Raw genomic sequence first — 24,023 nt, forward strand, 5'->3', positions numbered from 1 at the left:
AAAGTATTAACCTTCAAAATAAGAAAGCCATGACAAAGACGATTACATTTAACGAACTGAGAAGAATTAAAGATTCGTTACCTGACGGAAGTACACAACGCATCGCCGATGAGCTGGGATTAAAGGTAGAGACAGTTCGTAACTATTTCGGTGGACATAATTTTCAAGATGGACGGAGTTGTGGTTTCCATATCGAGCCCGGTCCGGACGGAGGGTTGGTTGTTTTAGATGACACGACTATTTTCGAGCGTGCTTTGCAGATACTGGCCGAGAGTCAGGATGCCGAAGCACAAAAAGCGTAAGAGAAATTCATTCGTATAAAAAATCCCATAGCTAAATGAAAGAACGCTTTGGGATTTTTTTATATTCAACAATTCATAAATCCCGATTGTTTCATCTATAAAAATGTATTGAGTATGGAAGATAAATTAGTGACATTGGCTATCCACACGTTCGAGAAAGCCCAGATTCTCAAGACAATCCTCGAAACAGAAGGCATAGAGGTCTATATACATAATGTAAACCAGATTCAGCCGGTCGTTTCGGCAGGAGTGCGTGTGCGTATTAAGGAGAGTGATTTACCGCATGCTTTACGCATTATTGAAGACAATAAGTGGTTTGAGGAACCAAAGGAGGAAGAGGCGAAGGTTAATGCGGTCAAGAAAGTTCTGATCCCGATTGATTTCTCGGATTATTCCGCCAAGGCTTGTGAGTTGGGAATTAATTACGCTCATGCGGTAGGTGCGGAGGTGATGATCATGCACGCCTATTTCAGCCCCTATTTTCCATCCGCTATCCCGATGGGAGATACTTTGGCTTACCAAGTAAACGAGGAGGAATCCGTACAGCATATCTTACAACGTGTCCGTATCGATATGGAGAATATTTGTACGCATATCAACCGGAAGATGTCCTCTGGTGAATTACCAAAGGTAAAATACGATTATGTATTACGTGAAGGCTTGCCGGAAGAGGAGATCATCGCCTATAGCAAGGAGTATCATCCGACATTGATCGTGATGGGAACGAGAGGTAAGAGCCAAAAAGATATGGATCTGATCGGTAGCGTGACCGGAGAGGTAATCGAGGTAAACCGGGTTCCTGTATTGGCGATACCGGAGAATGTTCCTTTCACGGATTTGAGAGACGCTAAGAATATCGCTTTCGCTACATCGTTTAACCAGAGAGATTTGGTTGCGTTTGACGAGTTTATGGAAATCATCAAAGGCTTTGATCTTAATATCCATCTATTCAATATCTCTACCAGTAATGATGAATGGAATGAGATTCGTTTAACGGGCGTTCGTGAATATTTCAAAAAACAATATCCACATGCCCATATTTCCCATACGGTTCTAGCCGATGGTGACTTGCTGTTAGCCATCGAGAAATTTGTTCGTGATAAACAAATTGATGTTATAGCCCTAAGCACATATCGCCGTAATATCCTAGCCCGGATGTTCAATCCTTCGATCGCGAGAAAGATGTTATTCCACACCAATACTCCGTTATTGGTAATCGATAGCAAGAAATAGCTTCTTATTCAAGTAACAAATAAAAAGTGGATATGAGAAAAGGCTTATCCACTTTTTTATTATATACCATGTGCTTAAAGCAATCTTTGTATCTTTGGCGAAAAAATATAAGGATAGTATGTGGGAAAGAATGTTTGATCTGGTACTTGGATTAAAGAAAGAACATAGATTAATGATAGTTATAACATTGATTTATGCGGTGACCCTCTTTGGTATTACTGTAGATGTAGAAGCGATGGAGAATTGGCTGCAATTAGTGGGGTATACCATACGTACTTTATGTATTGCTTGTATTATACAGCTTAGTGTGTTCTTTTTGACAAATATTTTTTGGAAGGAACTAAACAGAGGCTTGAATAAAACATTTGTTGTTATTAGTGGTAATGTGTTGTCTTTAGCTTTCTTACTTTTCCCTTTTTCTATATCATATATAGATATGACTGCTGAAAGTATGAAATTGAGTTCTTTGAATACAGAAAGAAATAGAATTGATAGTATGGTCCGGTACTATGAGAATTTAAAAAGTCTAGATTCTTCTTTTTCAGAGAATCTAGATTCTTTAATATTGGAAGAAAAGAAAACATTGATTCGGGTTATAAAAGAGATTGACTTAAAGCAATTTAAAATAGAAGAGAAACAGAAAAGATATGAAAAGCCATTAGTCTCCATCCTATTTCTTTTGCAAATATTCGGTTTTTATATATTGATTCTATATTCTTCCTATTTTGATAGGACGAATAAGGTGAATCGTGTTATCGCAGTGGAAAATATTCCTTATCGAAAGAAAGTAAGGAGCTATTTTTGCGATAAAGTTTTGAAGCCTTTGGTTTTACTGTTATCTGTTTTTCTTTGGGGATTCTTGTTTTTCCTTTGGCTTAGATAATATATACCTGATATTTGTATAAACCGGAATTTATGCTTTGCTTTGTGGCTCATCAGAAAAATAATAGAATATATGATTACTTATTTGATTATTGGAATAACAGTGGTTCTCTCTTTTATCTGTTTTAGTAATAGGGAGTTATTTATGAAATTAGCGTTTATCCCATATCGTACGATCCGGAATCATGAATATTATCGTATCGTGACACATGGATTTATCCATGCGGATATGACACATTTGCTAGTGAATATGTTCACGTTCTGGTCATTTGGTCTCTATATTGAACGAACGTTTCGATATATGGGATTCGGCAAAGGGGCTTATCTGGCTCTTTATTTCGGGGGAATGATCGTGGCTTCGCTTTATGATTTGATAAAACGACGTAATGATCCGTATTATGTCTCTATCGGTGCGTCTGGAGCGGTATCGGCGGTTCTATTTACCTCTATATTCCTTGATCCTTGGGGAAAGATCTTGTTTTTCGCCGTGCTGCCTGTCCCCGGAATCGTATTCGGCTTGCTATATCTGGCCTATTGCCAGTATATGGCGAAACAAACAGGAGATAACATAAATCATAATGCCCATTTCTACGGGGCTATTTATGGATTGATTTTCCCAATGCTGCTGGAGCCTTCGTTATTGCATCTCTTTTTGTCTCAACTTACGTTTAAGGGATGATCCACCCTGAACGGATAATTTAAGGTTATTTTTTGTCCGAAGATTATTTCCGGGTAGGTAAACTTGTCTATCTTTGTCCCCTTATAAGCAAAAGTTAGATGAACAAAGATAATAATTTGGGTAGAGTGTTAGCGTTACTGTCGCTGACGTTGTTGATGAGCTTTGGTTTATATAGCCTTCCGGATACATTGTTCGGGTATAAGATCAAAAAGGTAGATCTTTTATCGGATTTCAAGGTGAAAGAGGAAAAGCTCTCCTTGGATTCTTTGAAACAACAATTGGAACAAGCGGACACCCTTCAAGTAGATTCGGTAGCATTAAGGGATTCTATCATGCGTTCCGCCGGAATAGATTCTGCGGCTTTGGCCCTTCGTGATTCGTTATACAAAGCGGTCTATGCTGTTCAAGGGGCGGATTCGCTGGGGGCTCATATCGAGGACTATTCTCTTGGACATATCGGTTTGCAACGATTTTTCGCCGCCTTAAAAAACAGGCGGGAATTGAATCGTCCGGTACGTGTGGCCTTCCTTGGAGATTCTTTTATCGAAGGAGATATTATGGTGGCCGATTTCCGTTCCGGGATGCAGAAGGAATTTGGGGGGCGGGGTGTTGGTTTTGTACCGGTCACATCCGTAGCGGCACAGTTCCGTCCAACCGTGGAGCAACGTGCCTCCGGATGGACTACTTGGTCTATGCTGACAGATCATGAGCATGGATATACTTTATCCGGGATGATGTTCGAGGCAAACGAGGAGAACGCCTCTATCCATGTGAAGACGACTAAGCGTTATCCGGAGCTCCAGACGTTCTCTTCTTTGAAACTGATTTATGAGCAGAATAAGAATACGGAGATGCGCTTGGTTTGCAACGCTTCCGCCGATACCCTACAAGAGATGCTTCCCGCCACATCGATCGTAACCCAATACGAGTTGGAAGGGATGTTCACCGAAGCGGATTTCACTTTTAAGAATACTCCGGAGTTCCGGGCATTAGGGGTCGCTATGGAGGATCATTCAGGTGTCGTGGTCGATAATTTCTCTCTTCGGGGAAACTCGGGTATGATATTGGAGCGATTGGATGTCTCCCGTTGCCAAGCATTGAATAAGATCCGTCCGTATGACTTGATTGTCTTGCAGTATGGGTTGAATGTCGTGAGCGATAGCGTGATGAATTATGGATGGTATAGTAGCCGGATGGTAAAGGTCATTAACCATATACAACTTTGTTTTCCGGAAGCTGATATATTGATGTTGGGGGTGTCGGACAGAAGCCGTCAAGACGATGGCGAATTCGAGACGATGCCAGCCGTGTTAGCCTTGCTGCATGCGCAAAGGCAAGCTGCTAAAAAGGCAGGGGTTCCTTTCTGGAATGTATTCGGTGCCATGGGAGGAGAGAATAGTATGGTCCGTTTCGTAGAATTAAACTGGGCTAGTAAGGATTATACGCATTTAAGCTTCAGGGGTGGACGGGAGATTGCCGATGCCTTGCTGAAAGCGTTATTATCAGAAAAAGATTTTTATGATGAAGCGGAGAAAGTGGTTAATTAGTCTGGTTGTTTTAGGAGTGATCATGGGCTTCTCTGTTCCGAAACCTAAAGCCGGAATAAACGGGGATGTATCTCTTGATAGTTTGGCGGTTCGGGATACTGTAGCGTTGCCTCCTTTATCTTATTCTATGAAAGTGGGAAAAGATACGTTGATCTTACCGGATTCTAGTAAGGCGTGGAATAATTTTTTCAATGAACTGGATTCGTTGCGTGCAGGGAAAGATACGGCTATCACGATCGTCCAGTTGGGGGATTCGCATATCCAAGCCGGACATTTAAGCGGTCGTGTCATGCGCCTTTTCCAACAGGCGTTCGGGAATGCCGGACGAGGCTGGATCGCTCCTTTTAAGTTGAGCAAGACCAACGAGCCGGATGATTATTTTATCAAATCCGTCGCTAAGGATTGGATTGCCGGACGTTGTATTCAGCATGTCCGGAAAACCCCGATAGGGATCGGTGGGATCGGGATTAAGTCTGTTTCCCCCTCGATTAATCTGGATGTCGTGATAACCCCGAATAATGGTGCCGGATACGAGTTTAATGAGGCGATCTTATATAGAGGGGAGAAGTCGATGCCCATGCTTCCTGCCGGGGCTTTGAAAGACTCGGTCCAAACATTCCGTGCGGATACCGTATGTGTTCCCGGTGTATTAGCCGACACTTTCCGGATCTCCTGCTTGACCGATACTCTACAATTGCAGAGTACGAGACGGAAAGAGGGCACGAATACATTGCGTCCGGCCTCATCCTTTACGAATTTATATTATGGCCTGACACTGAAGAATGGAGGCAGGGGTATCTTATACCATTCCATCGGAGTGAATGGGGCAATGTATGTGAATTATACGGACGAGGCTTATGTACGTCAGTTGGCTTTATTAAAACCGTCCTTATTAATCATCTCTATGGGAACCAACGAGACGTTTGGCAGACGTTTTAATACCGATGAGTTTTCCGGTCAGATAGAGGCTTTCTTGGCGTTAGTCAAGAAGGAGTTACCTAATACGGCAATCTTACTGACGACTCCTCCGGAATGTTATAGGAGAGTCCGGTCGGGTAAACAGCGAACGTATGTGCGTAATGATAATACCGAGCGGGCTGCCCGTGCTATCCGGAATGTAGCGAAGAAAGAAGAGGTCGCTTGCTGGGATTTATTCACTACGACAGGAGGGAAAAACTCGTGCCGCAAATGGCATAGTTCTCGTTTGATGGGACGGGATCGGATTCACTTTACGAAAGAAGGGTATCAAGAACAAGGAACGCTTTTGTTTAGGGCGTTCATGGAATCATATAATAACCGATAAGAATTTTATATGGAATATAATATACTTAGAGATTGGCTTAGTAATCATCAATTCACGTGGGAGAAACTGGGAGATATCCTGACGTATCATCATAATGCCCCGATCTTGTTTAGTAGCGGGTTGTTCTTCTTCTTGTTTATCGGTTTCCTGATGATTTATATGTCGCTAAGGAAACATACGTTGGCTCGTATTATTTATGTGACATTGTTTTCCCTTTATTTCTATTATAAAAGTAGTGGACTTTGGTTCGGGCTGCTGGTATTTACGGCTACTTCCGATTTCTTGATAGCGCAATGTATCTCGCATACGACATCGGTATTAAAACGTAAATTATTCGTTACGCTTAGTCTCTGCATAAACCTAGGTATGCTGGGGTATTTCAAGTATTTCAATTTCCTAGGCGAACTGTTTACTATGGCCGCCGGGGGAGAATGGCTTAAGATGAACATCTTCCTTCCGGTAGGAATCTCTTTCTTTACCTTCCAGAGTATAAGCTATGTGATAGATGTTTATCGGGGACGAATCCAACCTCTCGGCCGTTGGATCGATTATGTTTTCTATGTATCGTTCTTTCCTCAACTGGTTGCCGGGCCAATCGTTCGTGCCCGGGATTTTATCCCTCAAATGTATAAGAATCCTACGGTGACGCGATCTGAGTTTGGTGAGGGATTGTTCCTTATCTTATGTGGTCTTTTCAAGAAAACGGTTATCTCGGATTATATCAGTATGAATTTCGTGGATCGTATTTTTGACGCTCCGTTGCTTTATACGGGTGTGGAGAATTTATTGGGTGTCTATGGGTATGCGCTACAGATTTATTGTGACTTCTCGGGTTATTCGGATATGGCGATCGGTATCGCTCTGTTGTTGGGATTCCGCTTTAATATAAACTTCGACTCTCCCTATCAATCGGCTACGATTACCGAGTTTTGGCGTCGTTGGCATATCTCCCTTTCCTCTTGGTTAAAAGATTATCTGTATATATCCTTAGGGGGGAACCGGAAGGGGAAGATTCGTACCTATATGAATCTGATGATAACGATGTTGCTAGGCGGGTTATGGCATGGGGCTTCCATTAGTTTCATCTTATGGGGAGCCTTACATGGTATAGCTTTGGCTGCGCATAAGTTCATTATGGGGCATTTCAGTAGCTTTAAGGCCTTAGGATGCGAGATGAAACCTTGGCGACGGGTATTAGGTGTCCTGATTACTTTCCATGTGGTTTGTTTCGGATGGATCTTGTTCCGAGCTACCTCGATGAAAGCCGTGGGAGAGATGCTGAGCCAGATCTTCACGAATTTTCATCCGGAGGTGTTCATGCAATTCGTCTCAGGATATAAAGGGGTGTTCGCGTTGATGGTGATCGGTTATGTGCTGCATTTTATGCCTAAACGCTCTGAGGATGTCTTGAGGGAAATCGTGACTCGTTCCCCTTTATTGATACAGGCCGCTATATTGGCGATAGCGATTTTCATTGTTGTTCAGTTTAAGAGCGCGGGAGTGCAGCCGTTTATTTATTTCCAATTTTAAGAGTGACAAACACGTATATCGGCATAGCCTCACGCCAGTATAGGCACAACCCTACACCACTAGTGCCGTAAGGCTACACCGATACTGATTTCATAGGCAAAGTATCTTAGGTTCACTGGCGAAGTATCTTAGGATCGTCGGCCGATGCACCTAAGATATTTTTTTGACATCTTAGAGTGTTCCTATCATTTCCGGAAAAACATGTACATGAGTTTCTAGAAACACTCTGAGGGTTGTGAGCCGACGGGAAGTTTGATGATGATATTCTTCAAATCCGCCCCGGATACATTTTGGAATACGCTTAGCCCAAACTCCGGTATTACCGCAAGTACATGGTCGAATATATCCGCTTGAATTCCTTCATATTCGACCCATACCTTATTGGATGAGAAGCAATAAAGTTCGATGGGAATACCTGTATCAGTCGGTTGTAGATGCCTTACCATGCAGACTAATTCCTTACTTACTTCCGGGAGGCTTCTTAGGTAACGTACGAGATAAGCACGGAAGACTCCCAGATTTGTCTGTCTACGTCCGTTCACCCAAATGGAACTATCGATATGATGTTCTTCATTGTATTCATCTAATTCCTGTTCTTTTCCATCGATGTAATCCGTGATAAGAGAGATCTTACGAAATTTCTCTAGCATTTCCGGGGTACAAAAATGTACGCTGTTCATATCGATATTGATAGAGCGCTTGATACGGCGGCCCGGGGATTCGCTCATACCTCTCCAGTTTTGGAAAGCGTCGCTTACTAAGGCGTAAGGAGGGATGGTCGTGATGGTATTGTCAAAGTTTCTTACTTTCACGGCGTTCAATGTCACCTCGATAACCGTGCCGTCCGCACCATATTTGCTCATCGTGATCCAGTCTCCGGCCCGGAGCATATCATTGGCGGATAATTGGATGCCGGCAACGAAACCTAAGATCGTATCCTTAAAGACCAACATCAAGATAGCCGCAGACGCACCCAATCCGGCCAGTAAAGAAACCGGGGATTTATTGATAAGAATACTGATAATCAATATCACTCCAATAAAGAAAACCGTAACCTGCAAGATCTGTATGAAGCCTTTTAACGGCTTGTTCTTAAAGGAATCTTTTTTATTATAGATCTCGTGGATCAGATTTAAGGAAGCGTTTATAAACCTTAAAGAAACCGCTATGATATAAATCTGACAAAGTTTTTGGAGTACTATTAAAATCTTCGGTGTCTCTTCGGCTGAGAAGGCGAATGGTAACAATATATAAATCAATATGGCCGGGATCATATGCATCATCTTATTAATGATCTTACGATCCACGATTAAATCGTCCAGTTGATTTTTCGTCTTCCTCGCTAATCGTTTGAACATACCTAGGAAAATATACCGGCAACTATAATCGATCCCAACGGTGACGGCTATAATAAGTAATAAGATCACTATATTGTCTAGGTAACTGGAATTTTCGCTTATCAACCCCATTTGAACTAATAAATTATATACCCATTCTTGTATCTTGCTCATAAATACGATTTTAAACTTTAAGTAGACAATCCGGAGACGAAGATAGGAAAAATAATCCGAACACGTACTTTAGTCTGAATATTGATATACTTTCAATTCAAATTTAGGAATCATAGCGAAGAAATGGTCGAATATATCCGACTGGATCCGTTCATATTCTTTCCATATTTTATTCCGGGAGAAGAAATAAATCTGGACGGGAACACCATATTCCGTGGATTGAAGTTGGCTGATAATTAAATCCAAATCTTGATTTACGACAGGAAGACTTGTCAGATAACGCTCTACATATACACGGAATACTTGGGAGTTTGTAGGTACTACATCCTTATCCGGTTGGTAATCCGCTAATAAAGGAATTTCCTTGCGGAAGGTATCTAGCATCTCCGGCGTACAGAACTTGATCGTATTCAAATCGAGATAAATGGACTTCATAACCCTGCGTCCTCCAGACTCAACCATCCCGCGCCAGTTTTGGAAAGAACTATTCACTAGATTATAAGGCGGGATTGTCGAGATCGTATTATCGAAGTTCTGAACTTTCACGGTGTTTAGGGTTATTTCTTGAACAATACCGTTCGCATTGGCAGAAGGCATCGTGATCCAGTCGCCGGGGCGCAACATATCATTCGCCGAAAGCTGTATACCTGCCACGAAACCTAATATGCTATCTTTAAAGACCAACATAAGAATAGCTGCCGATGCACCTAATCCGGCGAAAAGGGTAGCCGGGGATTTATTGACGAGAATCGCTATAATGACAATGCCGCCAACGAAGAAAACAAGCACTTGTAATACTTGTATAAAACCTTTCATCGGCCTGTTTTTCATTTTCTCCTGTTGGTTAAACAAATCCAACATCATTAAGAGAAGACCGTTGAGCGCTAACAGCAGGGAAAATATGATATAGACCGCGCAAATCTTCTGGGAAATGAATAATAATTCCTTTCCTCGGATAAAAGCCATCGGGAGCAAAGCATATACTAAAATGCCGGGAATCGTATGTACGAGATAATGTACGACCTTACGTTTAATTAATAACGTATCCCATTTATAATGCGTATGCTTAACGATACTACGTACCCCTCCGACAAAAATAGCTTGGCATAAATAATCTAATCCGATAGCGACCGCCACTAGTAAGATGGCGATGATCGCCTCGTCAAATGTGTTCGCTATTTTCTCGTCTACACCCCATCCGGTGAGGACTTTGTTCATCCAACTACCTAAATTTATCATAATAATCGTTTTTTGATATAACACTACTCTTAAAAATAGGTTCAATCCTACGTTAAATTTGCCCTTTTGTTAAGATTGCTTGTAAATGTAAGCGTATTAATCCAATTGAAAAATGTATCTTTGTGAAATAATATAAACTTAAATGGATTCCATGAGATCTCTGTTGTCAACCTCAGATTTTCTACAGGTACGAGAGCATAAATTAAGTAATGATTTGACGGTATGGTTGAATGAGGACCATAGCCAACCTAAGATATTCGGAGCCGTAGTTGTAAAAGCCGGAGCTAAAGATTCCCCTAACACAGGTATCGCGCATTATTTCGAGCATATGATGTTTAAAGGAACGGATAAGATCGGGACAATCGATTATGAGTCCGAGAAAGTCTTGCTGGACATTATCGCCGAGAAATATGACGCTTTGGCGGATACCGAGGATCCCAAGATGCGTGCCCATTTGCAGCAAATCATTAACGACCTGAGCGTACGTGCCGCTGAGTATGTAATACCGAATGAGTTCGACCGGTTGATCTCTCGTTTCGGTGGTACGAAGTTGAATGCCGGGACTTCTTACGACTATACATTATATTTCAATACATTCTCTCCGCAATATATCTCCCAATGGGCCGAGATCAATAGTGAGCGTTTGGTAAATCCCGTATTTCGTCTTTTCCAGAGTGAGCTGGAGACGGTCTATGAGGAAAAGAACATGTATGGAGATACGATGGCTAGTGTCGCCATCGAGAAATTGACAGAGCGTTATTTCTATCCGCATCCGTATGCTTATCCGATTATCGGAAGTGCGGAGAACTTGAAGAATCCCCGTCTTTCGGAGATGCGCCGGTTCTTCGAGAAATACTATGTCGCTTCCAATATGGGATTGATCTTAAGCGGGGATTTCGATACGGAGGAGGTCTTGCCAATCTTGGAATCTACTTTTTCACGGATACGAAAAGGGAAGCCGCCTCACCGGGATATTGTTACATTACCGCCATTCAAGGGACGGGAGAAGGTGAGCGTACGTATTCCTATGCCTTTCGTGAAAATTATGGCATTGGGATTCCGGGGAGTTCCCGCGAATCATCCGGATCAAGTTGCGCTCAATATCGCCGTATCTTTATTGAATAACTCCAATGGTACGGGATTTTTGGATAAGCTGACGGTAGATCATAAGGTGATGGGTGCGATGGCGGTTAACCAAAGTATGAATGAGGCTGGAATATTAGGCTTGTTGGTATTTCCGAAGTTCTTTTTCCAGACCTATGCGGCAGCCGAGAAATTAGTATGGAAACAAATCAACCGCATTAAGGAGGGGGATTTTAGCGATGAGATGTTTCAAAGCTTGAAATTGGAGCAGAAACGTGAATATGCCTCCAAATTGGAAGACATAAACTCAAGGGCCGAGGTGATGATGCGTATTTTCTCTCAAGGGAAAAGCTGGCAGGATTATTTGGATGAGGTTACCCGTATCGATGCCTTGTCGAGAGAAGACGTGATTGAGGTCGCCAAGAAATATTTTACGGAGAATTATATGTACGTCACGAAGAAGACCGGACGCTATCCGAAAACGATCTTACCCAAGCCGGATTATTCACCGATTATACCGAAGAACTCTGATGCTTCCTCCGCTTATGTGGAACGTCTGGAAAAGATACCCGTACAAGAATTGAAACCGCATTTTCTCGATTTTGAGAAAGACGCCGAGGTCGTATCCTTGCGTCCGCTTGTCACGTTGTATAAGACTCATAATTCCGTAAATGATATATTCTCGCTGACACTATCTTATGGAGTGGGGCAGTTGGAGCTTCGTGATCTTGATAAATTGTCCGCTTATCTACCTTTCGTAGCGACGGAGTCGATGTCTTTTGAGGTCTTTCGGGGTAAATTGCAGGAACTTGGTAGTACATTGACTTTTGATTCCACGGATTCTGAGTTTCTGGTGGTGGTGAATGGTTTCGATGGGCATTTTACCCAAACAATGGCTTTGGTCGGCGATTTCTTGCGGCACGCCAAGCCAGATGACAAGAAGTTACGGCAGATTGTGGACGAGGCGAAGGTAACGGAGAAATCGTTGTTCAATTCCAGCGAGAACGTAGCCGATATGCTGTTAGAGAAAGTCAAATTTGGGGAGCAATCCCGTTATTTGACTAAATTATCGTTCGCTGAAATCAAGAAACTAAAAGGAAAGATGTTGCTGGACACTTTCAGTAAGGTACGTTCGGTCGCTTGTAACCTGCATTATTGTGGTACATTGTCTATGGAGGAGGCTGCCCGGCAGATCAAGCAGCATTTACCCTTGGAGGAGGTAAGTATTCCATCGAACTCTCCCTATATCCGTGATCTTATGACGTATGATAAGCCGACTGTCTTTTTTATGGACATGGAGGATGTCACGCAAAGCATAATCTATGCCTATATGTATATCGATCCGTTGAAGGCTAAGGAAGATCGTCCTATTTCCCGGTTGTTTAGCGCTTATTTCGGAGGGGATATGTCATCCTTGATGTTTCAGGAGATCCGTGAGTTTCGTTCGTTCGCTTATCAAGTAAATGCCCGTTTGAAACATCCTCCTTTGAATCGATCGGAGAAGCCCGCTAGTTTCGTGATGAAATTGGCTACACAGACGGATAAGATGATCGATGCGATGGAAGTGTTGGAGAATCTGGTGCATGATATGCCGGAACGTCCGGAACGGGTGGAGTCGGTGAAGCAGACGATTCGTAATTGGGTGAATAATGAATATCCTACTAGTCGCTCCCTTTCCTTGAAGATCGCCGGTTTCCGGCGTGAAGGGTACGAGAGCGATCCGAACAAGGATTATCTGGAGGTTATCGATCGGATGACTATGGAGGATATCCTTCGTTTTTATAGGGAGAATATACAAGATCATTTAATGATATATGCGATAGTCGGTAATTCAAAGAGTATGGATATGGAGAAACTCTCTAAATTCGGACAGATCGTTAAGGTAACAAAGAAAGACATTTATAGGTAATGTATAGTAAGGAGGAACTGAAGAATCTCAAATTGGAGTTTTGGGAAAGCTTCGCCGCTTTTTGTGAGGTGCAACCCTATTTGCGGGGGCGTAAGAAAATTTGGACATTATATGATACGAAGGTAAAGGGCGTTGAGTTGAAATTCGACGCGAACCGCCAAGGGGCTTACGTTATTCTTGAGGTAAACCACCGTAGCGAGGATTTACGTCTGGAAATGTTTGAGCGCCTGACTTGGTATAAAGAGACGTTGGAACAGGATTTTCCCGAAGGCTTGATCTGGGATATTTGTTTTGTCCGTGAGAATGGCCGACAAGTGGCCCGTATCTATGTAGCAAAAGAAGGATTGGATTTGCATCGGAGAGCGCATTGGGGAGATTTTTTCACTTTTATGGCTAGCCAGATGTATTTGTTGGAACGAAATTTTATGGGTATAGCAGAATACTTAAGAGAATAATTACGAGATATGAATCTAAAGGTATTTATCGGAGCTTGCGTACTGTCCGGTCTGGTTGCTTGTAGCTCTGTTAAACAAGATGAGGCCGGTTTGTCCCGGCCCGGTGTGAGCCTTGAGCTAGCTCAATTCCGGAAGGAGCATTTCTCAAATGTCCGTTATAATCTTTTCTTCTCGATCCCGGAATCTCGTGACGAGGCGATCCGGGGAAAAGTGGAGCTATCCTTGCGATTAGACGAGAAACAGCCGCTTATTATTGATTTCCGCGGAGAACCGGAGCAAGTGACCTCCGTAACCTTGAACGGAGGAGATATTCCCTATGAAGTGAAAGATGAGCATATCGTGATTGCCTCAGATTGGGTAGCGGTGGGAGAGAACCGGGTAGCGATCACTTTTACTCCGGCGGATCAATCCTTGAATCGACGGGATGAGTTCCTGTATACGTTATTGGTTCCGGACCGGGCACGTACGGTATTCCCTTGTTTTGACCAGCCGGATATGAAGTCGTTTTTTACCTTGACCTTGGAAGTTCCTTCCACTTGGCAGGCTGTGGCGAATGGCGCTATCACACAAACGGATAGTACGAGCGTCTCCGGTCGGAATCGTATTTCTTTCAAGGAGACGGAACCGCTTAGTACCTACCTGTTCTCATTCGTGGCCGGTAAACTGACTCGGGAGGTTTATTCCCGGAACGGGCGGGATATCTCTATTTATCATCGGGAGACGGATCCGAAAAAGATCGCTCAATGCCCAGCCATCGCCGACGAGGTGTTCGATGCGTTGGAATGGCAGGAAGACTTTACTGGTATTCCTTATCCTTTCGCTAAATATGACGTGATTATCTTACCCGGTTTCCAATATGGGGGTATGGAACATACGGGTGCTACTTTATATACGGATCGCCGGATGTTTCTGGATGAGCATCCTACCTTAAATGAGCGATTGAGTCGGAGTTCCTTGATCGCACATGAAACCTCTCATATGTGGTTTGGCGATTATGTAACGATGAAATGGTTTGATGATGTATGGACAAAAGAGGTTTTCGCTAATTATTTTGCTTCCCGTATCGTAGAACCTTTATATCCGGACGTGAATCACCGGTTGAATTTTATTCGGGATTATATTCCCGCATCTTATTCGGAAGACCGTACGTCAGGTGCGAATCCGATCAAGCAAGATTTGGATAATTTGCGGAACGCCGGTTTGGTATATGGAAATATCATCTATGATAAATCTCCCGTGATTATGGAGATGTTGGTACGTGTTCTGGGAGAAGACGCTTTCCAGCAGGGAATTCGTGAGTACTTGACTACTTATGCGTATGGGAACGCTACGTGGGAGGGCTTGATCCGTATCTTGAATAAATATACGGAAGAGGATCTGGCCGCTTGGAGTGAGGTGTGGGTGAATCAGAAGGGTATGCCGGAGATTACGGCTTCGGTTAAGGACGGCGAGTTGGTCGTAGAGCAGCGTGATCCGTTGGGCCGGGGTTTAAAATGGCCGCAAGAATTAACCTATCGGGTGATCTGTGGAACGGATTCGGAAGAAATCCCGGTTTCTCTCGAAGGAAACTCTGATTCCTTCCGAATGAAATTAAGTTTTCTTCCGAATGGAAATTGTGTCATTCTTCCGAATATAAATGGGCGTGGTTATGGCTTCTTTAAAATAACAGAGGGGGAGTCTTCCGGTCTATGGTCCGTGCTTCGCTCATCGGAAGATGAGGTGTTGAAGGGATCTTTGCTGATTACCCTTTATGAGAATCTTCGTTGGAAAACGATTTCTCCGCAAGGGTTCCGTGAAGAGATGTTAGCGTATTTACCGAATGAGTCTAATTCTTTATTGTTCTCGATGGCTTTAAGCTATTTAGGAGATTGCCAGCGGATATTCCCGTCGGATTCTCGTCCGTTGGAACAGGTCTTGTGGAAGATCGTGACAACGAATCCCGTATCCCAACATCGTTTGCAGGCGTTTCGTTTGTATCGTTCGATAGCGGATTCAGAGGAGGCGGTACAACGTCTGTATACGTTATGGCAGGAACGGAAAGCTCCGAAAGATTGTACGTTGAGCGAGAGTGATTATATTGGCTTATCCTATATGCTGGCGATGCATTTGCCGGAAAAAGCGGATAAGATTATCGCTACGCAATTATCCCGCATACAGAATCCGGACCGGAAGAAGGAGTATCAATTTATCTCCCCATCCGTATCGCCCCGTAAAGAGGAACGTGACAGTGTCTTCGCTTCCTTGTTGATCGCCGGGAATCGTAGGGTGGAGCCATGGGCCTCTTCGGCTCTCGCTCATTTGAACCATCGCCTGCGAGAACAAGAGTCGGTCGCTTATATCCGTCCGGCCTTGGAAGCGATGCCGGAAGTACAGCGGACTGGCGATATCTTTTTCCCCACCGCTTGGGTTCGCTCCTTGCTTTCCGCCCATACATCGAAGGAAGCTCGGAAAGAAGTTGACGCGTTTTTTACCGCGCATCCGGACTTCCCCTTGATGCTTTCCAATAAGATTAAGCAGCAAGCGAGTCATTTGTATTAAAGTAAATCATTATATTTGTCCTTGAGAACGAATTAATAAGAAAGGAGCATTTGTATGACGGCAATGGAACTAAAATGCCTAAAGATGGAGTTGGTCGAAGAATTGTTAAGCATCGATGATAAAGACACGCTCAACCGTGTGAAGAACTATCTGAAAAAGCTGAACAATAAAATTAGGACAAAAGCCGAAGAGGAAGAAACGGAATATATCAGCAAGGAAGAGATCTTGGCAGGGATTGATGCCGGGCTGAAAGACATGATTGCCGGGAGGAAACAATCGGCGAGAGATTTCTTAAAAGAAATGAGAGATGGAATATAGAATAGAAGTCTTAGCCTCCTTTAAGAAGGAAGCGAAACGTTTGCGGAAGCATTATGCCTCTTTCATTGATGATTATGAAAAACTACTTGGCGAGTTGGAACAAAATCCTCGTTTGGGGACCGATCTCGGCAACGGCCTTCGTAAGATCCGTATGCGTATCTCTTCCAAAGGACGAGGCAAAAGCGGTGGGGCAAGGGTTATCTCTTTTACGGTAGTGGTAGCCATCGATGAGACAGAGATCAACTTGCTCTACATCTACGACAAAGCAGAACGTGAATCTATAAGCTTGAAAGAGATAGAAGAGTTGCTCCGTAAGAACGGATTGAAGTAATATAGATATTGTGATAATATTTTGTCAGAAATATTTGTTCTTTCAATTATTATTGTAACTTTGCGACGTAAATAACAAAAGAAATGAAAATAACGACTACATTATATCACCATCATCATTACAGCGGGCAATAGTTCGGTGGGCTGAATGGTATGTATGTACTCATGATAAAAAGATAAAGGCTTGCCGTTTTGCGGTAAGCCTTTTTTTGTTGATATTTATAATATAAAAATAAGATATAGTTATGTTGAGAATTGCGGTACAATCGAAAGGCCGTCTGTACGACGAGACCATGATGTTGCTTGAAGAAGCGGGTATTAAACTAAACAGGGGCAAACGCATCCTGTTATTATCGGCAAAAGGTTTTCCGGTAGAGGTATTGTTCCTTCGTGATGATGATATTCCTCAGTCTGTGGCTAACGGTGTGGCGGATATTGGTATTGTCGGAGAGAACGAGTACGTGGAGAAAGGGCAAGAGGCGAAATTGATCAAGCGTCTGGGCTTTAGTAAGTGCCGTCTATCCTTAGCGATCCCCAAAGATGAGGAATATAAGGGGGCTGAGTGGTTTGAGGGAAAAACGATCGCTACTTCCTATCCCGTGATCCTACGGTCTTTCTTAGAGGAGAGAGGCGTGAAGGCGGATATTCATGTAATCAGTGGCTCCGTGGAAATCGCCCCGGGCATTGGTCTGGCGGACGCTATCTTTGATATCGTAAGCTCTGGTAGCACTTTGGTAAGCAATCAATTGAGAGAAGTGGAGGTAGTCCTTCCTTGTGAGGCTTTATTGATCGCCAACAATAATCTATCCAAAGAGAAACTGGAGATCTTGGATGAGCTTCTATTCCGCTTCGAGGCGATTCAAGTCGCCGAGGGCAAGAAGTACGTGTTGCTGAACGCTCCGAAAGAAAAGCTGGATGAGATTATCGAGGTGCTTCCCGGCATGAAGAGCCCGACCATCACGCCTTTGGCGAACGATGAATGGGTCTCTGTTCAATCCGTGATCGCCGAGAAGCATTTCTGGGAAATTATTGGTAAACTAAAATCATTGGGGGCTGAAGGTATCTTAGTGCTTCCGATCGAGAAAATGATTGTATAATATGAAGATTATAAAATATCCCGGACGTGAGGAATGGAGCTCACTAATCAAACGTCCCGCATTAGATGTAACCACCTTGTTCGATACGGTCCGTACGGTATTGGACAAGGTACGTGAGCAGGGTGACACTGCCGTAAAAGCGTATGAGGAAAAGTTTGATAAAGTGCTCCTTTCTTCCCTTCAAGTCTCGGAAGAGGAGATGCGGGAAGCGGATGCCTTGGTCGCTGAGGACTTGAAACAGGCGATCCGTACGGCAAAGGCGAATATCGAGAAGTTCCATGCCTCGCAGCGTTTCGAGGGAAAGAAAGTGGAGACTACCCCGGGAGTCACTTGTTGGCAGAAAGCGGTAGCGATCGAGAAAGTCGGTTTATATATTCCGGGCGGGACGGCGCCTTTGTTTTCCACGGTATTGATGTTGGCAGTGCCCGCACGTATCGCCGGCTGCAAGGAGATCGTATTATGTACGCCACCGAACCGGGAAGGGAAAGTACATCCCGCTATCCTGTTCGCCGCAGAGGTCGCGGGTGTAAGTAAGATATTCAAGGCCGGAGGAATCCAAGCGATAGCGGCGATGGCCTATGGGACGGAATCGGTCCCCAAGGTGTATAAGATCTTTGGCCCCGGTAATCAATACGTGACGGCGGCAAAGCAATTAGTAAGCCTGAAAGAGGTCGCCATCGATATGCCCGCCGGACCATCCGAGGTAGAGGTGATCGCGGACGAGACGGCGAATCCCGATTTTATCGCCGCCGATTTCCTCTCGCAAGCCGAACATGGGGTGGATAGCCAAGCGATCCTCGTAACCGCTTCGGAAACGATCGTGGAACCCGTGGCCCGTGCCATCCAAGAGCAACTCGATCGTTTGCCCCGAAAGGAGATTACCGAGAAATCATTAGCGCACAGCCGTATCATCGTATTGAAAGATTCGCGGGAAGTCGTAGACTTCACGAACCAATACGCTCCCGAGCACTTGATTATCCAAACATCGGATTACACCGCTATCGCGGAGCGAATCGAGAACGCCGGCAGTGTCTTTATGGGTCCATATACTCCGGAAAGCGCAGGCGATTATGCTTCCGGCACGAATCATACCTTGCCGACCAACGGCTATGCCAAGGCATATAGCGGCGTGAACTTGGATAGTTTCATCAAGAAGATCACTTTCCAAGAGATCACTTCCGATGGTATCCGTGCCTTGGGTAGTACGATCCAAACCATGGCGGCCAACGAGCAGCTGGATGCTCACCGCAACGCAGTAACAATTAGATTGAACACGATATGAAAGACCTGAAAGATTTAGTAAGACCGAATGTCTGGAATTTGAAACCGTATTCATCCGCACGTGATGAGTTTCATGGGGATGCCTCCGTTTTTCTGGACGCGAATGAGAATCCGTGGAATATGCCGTATAACCGTTATCCCGATCCCTTGCAGTGGAAATTGAAGGATCGTCTGGCCGTGTTGAAAGGCGTGGACCGTAGCTCGATCTTCTTGGGCAATGGCAGTGACGAGGCCATCGATCTGGTGATCCGTGCTTTTTGCGAGCCGGGGTTGGATAGTGTAGTGACGATCTCGCCGTCGTATGGCATGTATGAGGTGGCAGCGAATGTAAATAACGTGGAATGCCGTAAGGTTTCTTTGGACGAAAACTTTGATTTGGATGCGGAAGCCGTATTGGAATCGGCGGACGAGTGGACAAAAGTGATCTTCCTATGTTCTCCGAATAACCCTAGTGGCAACAGTCTGGATCGTGGCTCGATCTATAAGATCTTGAAGAATTATGAAGGAATCGTGGTGATCGATGAGGCTTATATCGACTTCTCCGCTTATCCCTCTTTCTTGAAGGAATTATCCGGGTTCCCGAATCTGATCGTTCTTCAAACCTTGTCGAAAGCGTGGGGAGCGGCGGGTATTCGTTTGGGTATGGCATTCGCCTCTCCGGAGATTATCGGTGTCTTGAATAAGATCAAATATCCGTATAACGTCAACCAGCTTACACAGGAGAAAGCTTTGGAGCTCTTGAACGACGAGGCGACCATGAAGCACCAAGTGAACGAGATCCTCACGGAGCGTAACCGGCTGGAGAAGATCCTGTCCGAGCCTCCTTTCTCCTATCAAGTATATCCTTCGGACGCTAATTTCTTGTTGGTGAATGTCGCCAAGGCGGATGCCATGTATAATGGGCTCGTGAAGAAAGGGATCGTAGTGCGTAACCGTAGTAACGTGCAGAAATGCCGGGGTTGCCTTCGTATTACGATCGGTACGCCGAAAGAGAATGATAGCTTATTGAACGCGATGAAAAACATGAAATTATGAGCACGAGGAAAAGAGCGTTGTTTATCGACCGGGACGGCACGCTTGTAAAAGAGCCGCCCGTAGATTATCAATTGGATAGCTTGGAGAAACTAGAGTTTGTCCCGAAGGTGATGCGTAACCTCTATTTCATTCGCGAGCGGTTGGATTTCGAGTTCGTGATGGTCTCCAACCAAGACGGGCTGGGAACGCCCTCTTTCCCGGAGGAGACTTTCTGGCCTGCCCATAACTTGATGCTAAAGACGCTGGAAGGAGAGGGGATCGTATTCGACGATATCTTGATCGATCCTTCCTTTCCCGAGGATAATTCCCCGAATCGTAAGCCTCGTACGGGAATGCTCACGAAATATATGACCGGTGAATACGATCTGGAGAATAGTTTCGTGATCGGGGACCGCCTTACGGATATGGAGTTGGCCCATAATCTGGGCGCTAAAGGTATCTGGTTGCGCCCGGAGGAGGGAGCGGAGAGTGAGTTGGCGGCTTACGCTACCTCATTGTCTCCCGCCTATATCACGGATGATTGGGATAAGATCACCGAGTATCTGTTTGCCGGCGAGCGTCGTGCGGTCGTACGGCGTGCCACGAAGGAGACGGACATCTATGTGGACTGGAATCTGGATGGAACCGGAAAGACATCGATCTCTACCGGGCTTGGTTTCTTCGATCATATGTTGGATCAGATCGGTAAGCATTCCGGTACGGATCTGACGGTACGGGTAAAAGGCGACCTGGAGGTCGACGAGCATCATACGATAGAGGATACGGCGATTGCCCTTGGCGAGGCGATGCTGAAAGCGCTGGGTGATAAGCGAGGGATCGAGCGTTATGGCTATTGCCTTCCGATGGACGATTGCTTGTGTAGTGTGGCGCTGGATTTCGGTGGCCGTCCTTGGTTGGTTTGGGACGCTGAGTTCCACCGTGAGAAAGTGGGAGATATGCCTACGGAGATGTTCCTCCATTTCTTCAAGAGCTTGAGCGACGCTGCCCGCATGAATTTGAATATCCGTGCCGAGGGTATGAACGAGCATCATAAGATAGAAGGTATCTTCAAGGCTTTGGCCCGCTCGATCAAGATGGCGATCCGACGAGATATTTATCGGTTTGAGCTACCGAGTACGAAAGGGCTCTTGTAATCTGTAAAAAACACTACTGTATTTGTGCACGAATACAGTAGTGTTTTAGTCTGAATACTATTGTGTTTATCCACAAACACTATAGTGTTTTCGACTCAGATTCTATGACATCAGATAAACCGATAAAAGCCTATAGAGGATATTCCTCGAAAGCATATAGAACCGTGGAGAGATACCTTTCTCCTGTGTCCGGAAGCAACGCCACGATCGTTTTTCCCTCATTCTCCGGAAGTTTAGCTAGTTCCACGGCGGCGTATACAGCGGCGCCGGAAGATATTCCTACCAGCAACCCTTCCTTCCCGGCCAGTTCGCGGCTGGTACGGATAGCGTCATCGTTCGTTACTTGCAGGATATTGTCAACTACCTCCCCGTTGTAGGTCTTGGGGATAAAGCCGGCTCCGATGCCCTGTATCTTGTGCGGGCCGGGCTTGCCTCCGGAAAGTACCGGTGAATCGCTAGGCTCTACCGCTACGATTTGTACGTTCGGGTTGTGAGCTTTCAATCCGGCACCGACACCGCTGACCGTGCCTCCGGTTCCTACGCCGGCTACAAACAGGTCTACTTTACCATCCGTATCACGCCAGATCTCCTCGGCGGTCGTGCGGATATGCATGGCCGGGTTGGCGGGATTCTCGAATTGTTGTAGGATGATGGAACCGGGAGTCGCATCACGCAGTTCCTCCGCTTTGGCGATGGCTCCTTTCATGCCTTCTGCCCCGGGGGTGAGGACGAGCCGGGCACCTAACGCTTTCAATAAGTTACGACGCTCGGCACTCATGGTATCCGGCATGGTCAGGATTAATTTGTAGCCTTTCGAGGCGGAGACAAAAGCGAGTCCGACTCCGGTATTACCGCTGGTCGGTTCGATAATGGTAGCGCCGGGTCTCAACAAGCCTTTAGCCTCGGCGTCCTCGATCATCGCCAAGGCGATGCGGTCTTTTACGCTACCAGCCGGGTTGAAATATTCCAGCTTGCCGATTACTTGGGCTTTAAGGCCCTTGCTCGCGTTGAAATTAGAGAACTCCAACAGGGGAGTGTTGCCGACAAGGTCGGTCAGTTGTCTTGCTATTCTTGCCATATACAAATGAATTTTGTTGTTTCTGGATTCTTTTATTTATATGACAAAGATAGTGGATGGATTGTTTACGGCATATACCATAAACCGGGTATTTTTTTACCTCCTTCTATGCGTCACGCACAAAAGGAGGTTACAATCATAATTATATACAAGTCTGAAAGGACTCTCTTTAATGTCTGCCTCCTCCTAAGGCTTGGTAGAGGTTTACGGTGGCTTGAAGCTCGTCAAAACGATCCGTTACTTGGGAGAGCTGGGCGCTGAGCAGGGTTTGCTGTGCCGTGAGCACTTCCAAATAAGTAGTGTTTCCATGCGTCATCAGCAATTGGGTGCTACGCACGGCATCTTCAAGCGATTCGATTTGGTGTGTACGCAAGTCGATCTTTCCCTTTGCGGTCTGGGCTTGGGTAAGTGCGTCGTTCACCTCTTTTCCGGCGTTGAGCACGGTTTGTTGGAAAGTGAGCTTGGCCTCCTCTTGCTGCGCTTTCGCTATTTTCAATTGGGCGATATTCGCTCCTTTGTTAAATAGCGGTTGCGTGAGGGAGCCGACCGCCGATAGTAATAGTTTACCCGGATTTACGATGTAACTGCCTGCGCTGTTTGTCCACCCTGCGCTGCCGCTAAGACGTAGCGAGGGATAAAAATTGGAGCGTGCGGAGGCTGTCCCGTAGAACGCTTGCGCCAATGCGTACTCGGCGCTACGTACATCCGGACGGTTCGATAGCAGCTGCACCGGGATGCCGATCGCCAGATCCGGGGTCAAGGACTGCTCTTCCAATCTTCCTCGCTCGATATCTTGAGGTGTTTCTCCTAATAAGACGGCAAGCGTATTCTCGGTCTCCCGGATGGTCTGTTCCAGATCCTTAACAGAGGTCTCGATGGAGTAGCAAGTAGCCTCGGTTTGCGATACGGCCGCCTCGGTAGTCATGCCGGCTGCCATTAACGCTTGGGTGGCACGAAGGCTCTCTTGCCATCTCACGGCGGTTTCCGTCGTGATCTCGCATTGCCGATCCAGCATCAATAGGGTATAATATAAATTGGCGATGTTGGCGATCAGTTGTGTTTGTACGGCTTGGCTATACGCTTGGCTTTGCGACAAGGCGGCTTTTGCTTGTCGTTTGGCGTTTGTCAGCCGGCCGAAGATATCGATCTCCCAACTGGCCGATACCGGGACGTTGTATGTCCACGACGCTTTTGCCTTATTGAAACTACTTGTCGTGCCCTGCGGATCTAGGGAGAGCGACGGGAGGTAGGAGAGGCGGGAGGTCATTAACGCCACCTCGGCTTCTTGCACCTTTAGATGGGCAATCCGCAGATCTGTATTATTGGCTAATCCCCGTTCGATCAAGGATTGCAAGGCCGGATCGGTGAATAGGTCCCGCCAACTGATATTCCCGATGGAGAAGGTATCTGCCGGGGCTATCTCCTCCCGATATAGATTCTCCGGGAGGGTGGCGACAGGCTCGTATTTCTTGTAAATGCCGCAGCTATTCAACGCTAGCGTCGCTACGGCAAAGAGTATGATGTTATTCTTCATATACAT

General features: G+C 45.3%; 20 protein-coding genes. 16 read left to right on the forward strand and 4 right to left on the reverse strand.

The window, feature by feature from the left end; genetic code table 11:
* The first annotated feature begins 29 nt into the window (after window positions 1-29).
* The 7 genes from CI960_RS08480 (at window position 30) to CI960_RS08510 (ending at window position 7,476) form a co-directional block, all read left to right on the forward strand.
* Window positions 30-302 (forward strand): hypothetical protein, encoded by a 273-nt coding sequence (locus CI960_RS08480; RefSeq protein WP_005857225.1) that lies wholly within the window; start codon window positions 30-32, stop codon window positions 300-302.
* A 114-nt stretch (window positions 303-416) separates the two neighbouring features.
* Window positions 417-1,535, forward strand: coding sequence for a universal stress protein (locus tag CI960_RS08485; RefSeq protein WP_094582636.1), 1,119 nt, complete (start codon window positions 417-419; stop codon window positions 1,533-1,535).
* A gap of 118 nt (window positions 1,536-1,653) precedes the next feature.
* Window positions 1,654-2,418: a hypothetical protein gene (locus CI960_RS08490; RefSeq protein WP_009275124.1), complete on the forward strand. Its 765-nt coding sequence runs from the start codon at window positions 1,654-1,656 to the stop codon at window positions 2,416-2,418.
* Between the two features lie 72 nt (window positions 2,419-2,490).
* Window positions 2,491-3,096 carry a rhomboid family intramembrane serine protease gene (locus CI960_RS08495; protein ID WP_005857219.1) on the forward strand — a complete coding sequence of 202 codons (606 nt, stop codon included), beginning with the start codon at window positions 2,491-2,493 and terminating at the stop codon, window positions 3,094-3,096.
* A gap of 98 nt (window positions 3,097-3,194) precedes the next feature.
* Entirely contained in the window at window positions 3,195-4,643 is a 1,449-nt protein-coding gene (locus CI960_RS08500; protein ID WP_005857217.1) for a hypothetical protein, read from the forward strand.
* Window positions 4,615-5,946: a GDSL-type esterase/lipase family protein gene (locus CI960_RS08505; protein WP_005857215.1), complete on the forward strand. Its 1,332-nt coding sequence runs from the start codon at window positions 4,615-4,617 to the stop codon at window positions 5,944-5,946. Before CI960_RS08500 ends, CI960_RS08505 begins: the two co-directional genes overlap by 29 nt.
* A 9-nt stretch (window positions 5,947-5,955) precedes the next feature.
* Entirely contained in the window at window positions 5,956-7,476 is a 1,521-nt protein-coding gene (locus CI960_RS08510; protein WP_005857213.1) for an MBOAT family protein, read from the forward strand.
* Between the two features lie 215 nt (window positions 7,477-7,691).
* On the opposite strand, the gene CI960_RS08515 is transcribed toward CI960_RS08510, so the two are convergent.
* Together CI960_RS08515 and CI960_RS08520 are read right to left on the reverse strand one after the other, a co-directional pair.
* Window positions 7,692-8,987: a mechanosensitive ion channel family protein gene (locus CI960_RS08515; protein WP_005857211.1), complete on the reverse strand. Its 1,296-nt coding sequence runs from the start codon at window positions 8,985-8,987 to the stop codon at window positions 7,692-7,694.
* 69 nt (window positions 8,988-9,056) lie between these two features.
* Window positions 9,057-10,226 (reverse strand): mechanosensitive ion channel family protein, encoded by a 1,170-nt coding sequence (locus CI960_RS08520; protein ID WP_005857209.1) that lies wholly within the window; start codon window positions 10,224-10,226, stop codon window positions 9,057-9,059.
* 142 nt (window positions 10,227-10,368) lie between these two features.
* Between CI960_RS08520 and CI960_RS08525 the strand changes: the two genes are divergently transcribed.
* The 9 genes from CI960_RS08525 (at window position 10,369) to hisB (ending at window position 21,405) form a co-directional block, all read left to right on the forward strand.
* Window positions 10,369-13,218: a pitrilysin family protein gene (locus CI960_RS08525; RefSeq protein WP_005857207.1), complete on the forward strand. Its 2,850-nt coding sequence runs from the start codon at window positions 10,369-10,371 to the stop codon at window positions 13,216-13,218.
* The gene (locus tag CI960_RS08530; protein ID WP_005857205.1) at window positions 13,218-13,673 is read left to right on the forward strand and encodes a DUF4268 domain-containing protein; all 456 of its coding nucleotides are present in this window, start codon (window positions 13,218-13,220) and stop codon (window positions 13,671-13,673) included. The genes CI960_RS08525 and CI960_RS08530 overlap by 1 nt, the downstream gene beginning before the upstream one ends.
* A gap of 9 nt (window positions 13,674-13,682) precedes the next feature.
* Window positions 13,683-16,211: a M1 family aminopeptidase gene (locus tag CI960_RS08535; protein ID WP_005857203.1), complete on the forward strand. Its 2,529-nt coding sequence runs from the start codon at window positions 13,683-13,685 to the stop codon at window positions 16,209-16,211.
* Window positions 16,212-16,265: 54 nt separating this feature from the next.
* Window positions 16,266-16,529: a hypothetical protein gene (locus tag CI960_RS08540; protein ID WP_005857200.1), complete on the forward strand. Its 264-nt coding sequence runs from the start codon at window positions 16,266-16,268 to the stop codon at window positions 16,527-16,529.
* Window positions 16,519-16,860 (forward strand): type II toxin-antitoxin system RelE/ParE family toxin, encoded by a 342-nt coding sequence (locus CI960_RS08545; RefSeq protein WP_005857198.1) that lies wholly within the window; start codon window positions 16,519-16,521, stop codon window positions 16,858-16,860. Before CI960_RS08540 ends, CI960_RS08545 begins: the two co-directional genes overlap by 11 nt.
* A gap of 244 nt (window positions 16,861-17,104) precedes the next feature.
* On the forward strand, window positions 17,105-17,956 hold the full coding sequence (gene hisG / locus CI960_RS08550; RefSeq protein ID WP_005857196.1) for an ATP phosphoribosyltransferase: 852 nt from the start codon (window positions 17,105-17,107) through the stop codon (window positions 17,954-17,956).
* Window position 17,957: 1 nt separating this feature from the next.
* Complete coding sequence (gene hisD, locus CI960_RS08555) at window positions 17,958-19,238, forward strand: histidinol dehydrogenase (protein ID WP_005857194.1); 1,281 nt, start codon at window positions 17,958-17,960, stop codon at window positions 19,236-19,238.
* Entirely contained in the window at window positions 19,235-20,272 is a 1,038-nt protein-coding gene (gene hisC / locus CI960_RS08560) for a histidinol-phosphate transaminase (protein ID WP_005857193.1), read from the forward strand. Before hisD ends, hisC begins: the two co-directional genes overlap by 4 nt.
* Complete coding sequence (hisB, locus tag CI960_RS08565) at window positions 20,269-21,405, forward strand: bifunctional histidinol-phosphatase/imidazoleglycerol-phosphate dehydratase HisB (protein WP_005857191.1); 1,137 nt, start codon at window positions 20,269-20,271, stop codon at window positions 21,403-21,405. The genes hisC and hisB overlap by 4 nt, the downstream gene beginning before the upstream one ends.
* 130 nt (window positions 21,406-21,535) lie before the next feature.
* Here the strand turns inward: hisB and cysK are convergent, their stop codons facing one another.
* Window positions 21,536-22,483, reverse strand: coding sequence for a cysteine synthase A (gene cysK, locus CI960_RS08570; RefSeq protein WP_005857189.1), 948 nt, complete (start codon window positions 22,481-22,483; stop codon window positions 21,536-21,538).
* Window positions 22,484-22,652: 169 nt separating this feature from the next.
* Window positions 22,653-24,017: an efflux transporter outer membrane subunit gene (locus tag CI960_RS08575; RefSeq protein WP_005857187.1), complete on the reverse strand. Its 1,365-nt coding sequence runs from the start codon at window positions 24,015-24,017 to the stop codon at window positions 22,653-22,655.
* Window positions 24,018-24,023 lie beyond the last annotated feature (6 nt).

The sequence above is a fragment of the Parabacteroides sp. CT06 genome (assembly GCF_002257605.1).
In the GTDB taxonomy this organism is placed as follows: Bacteria; Bacteroidota; Bacteroidia; order Bacteroidales; family Tannerellaceae; genus Parabacteroides; species Parabacteroides distasonis.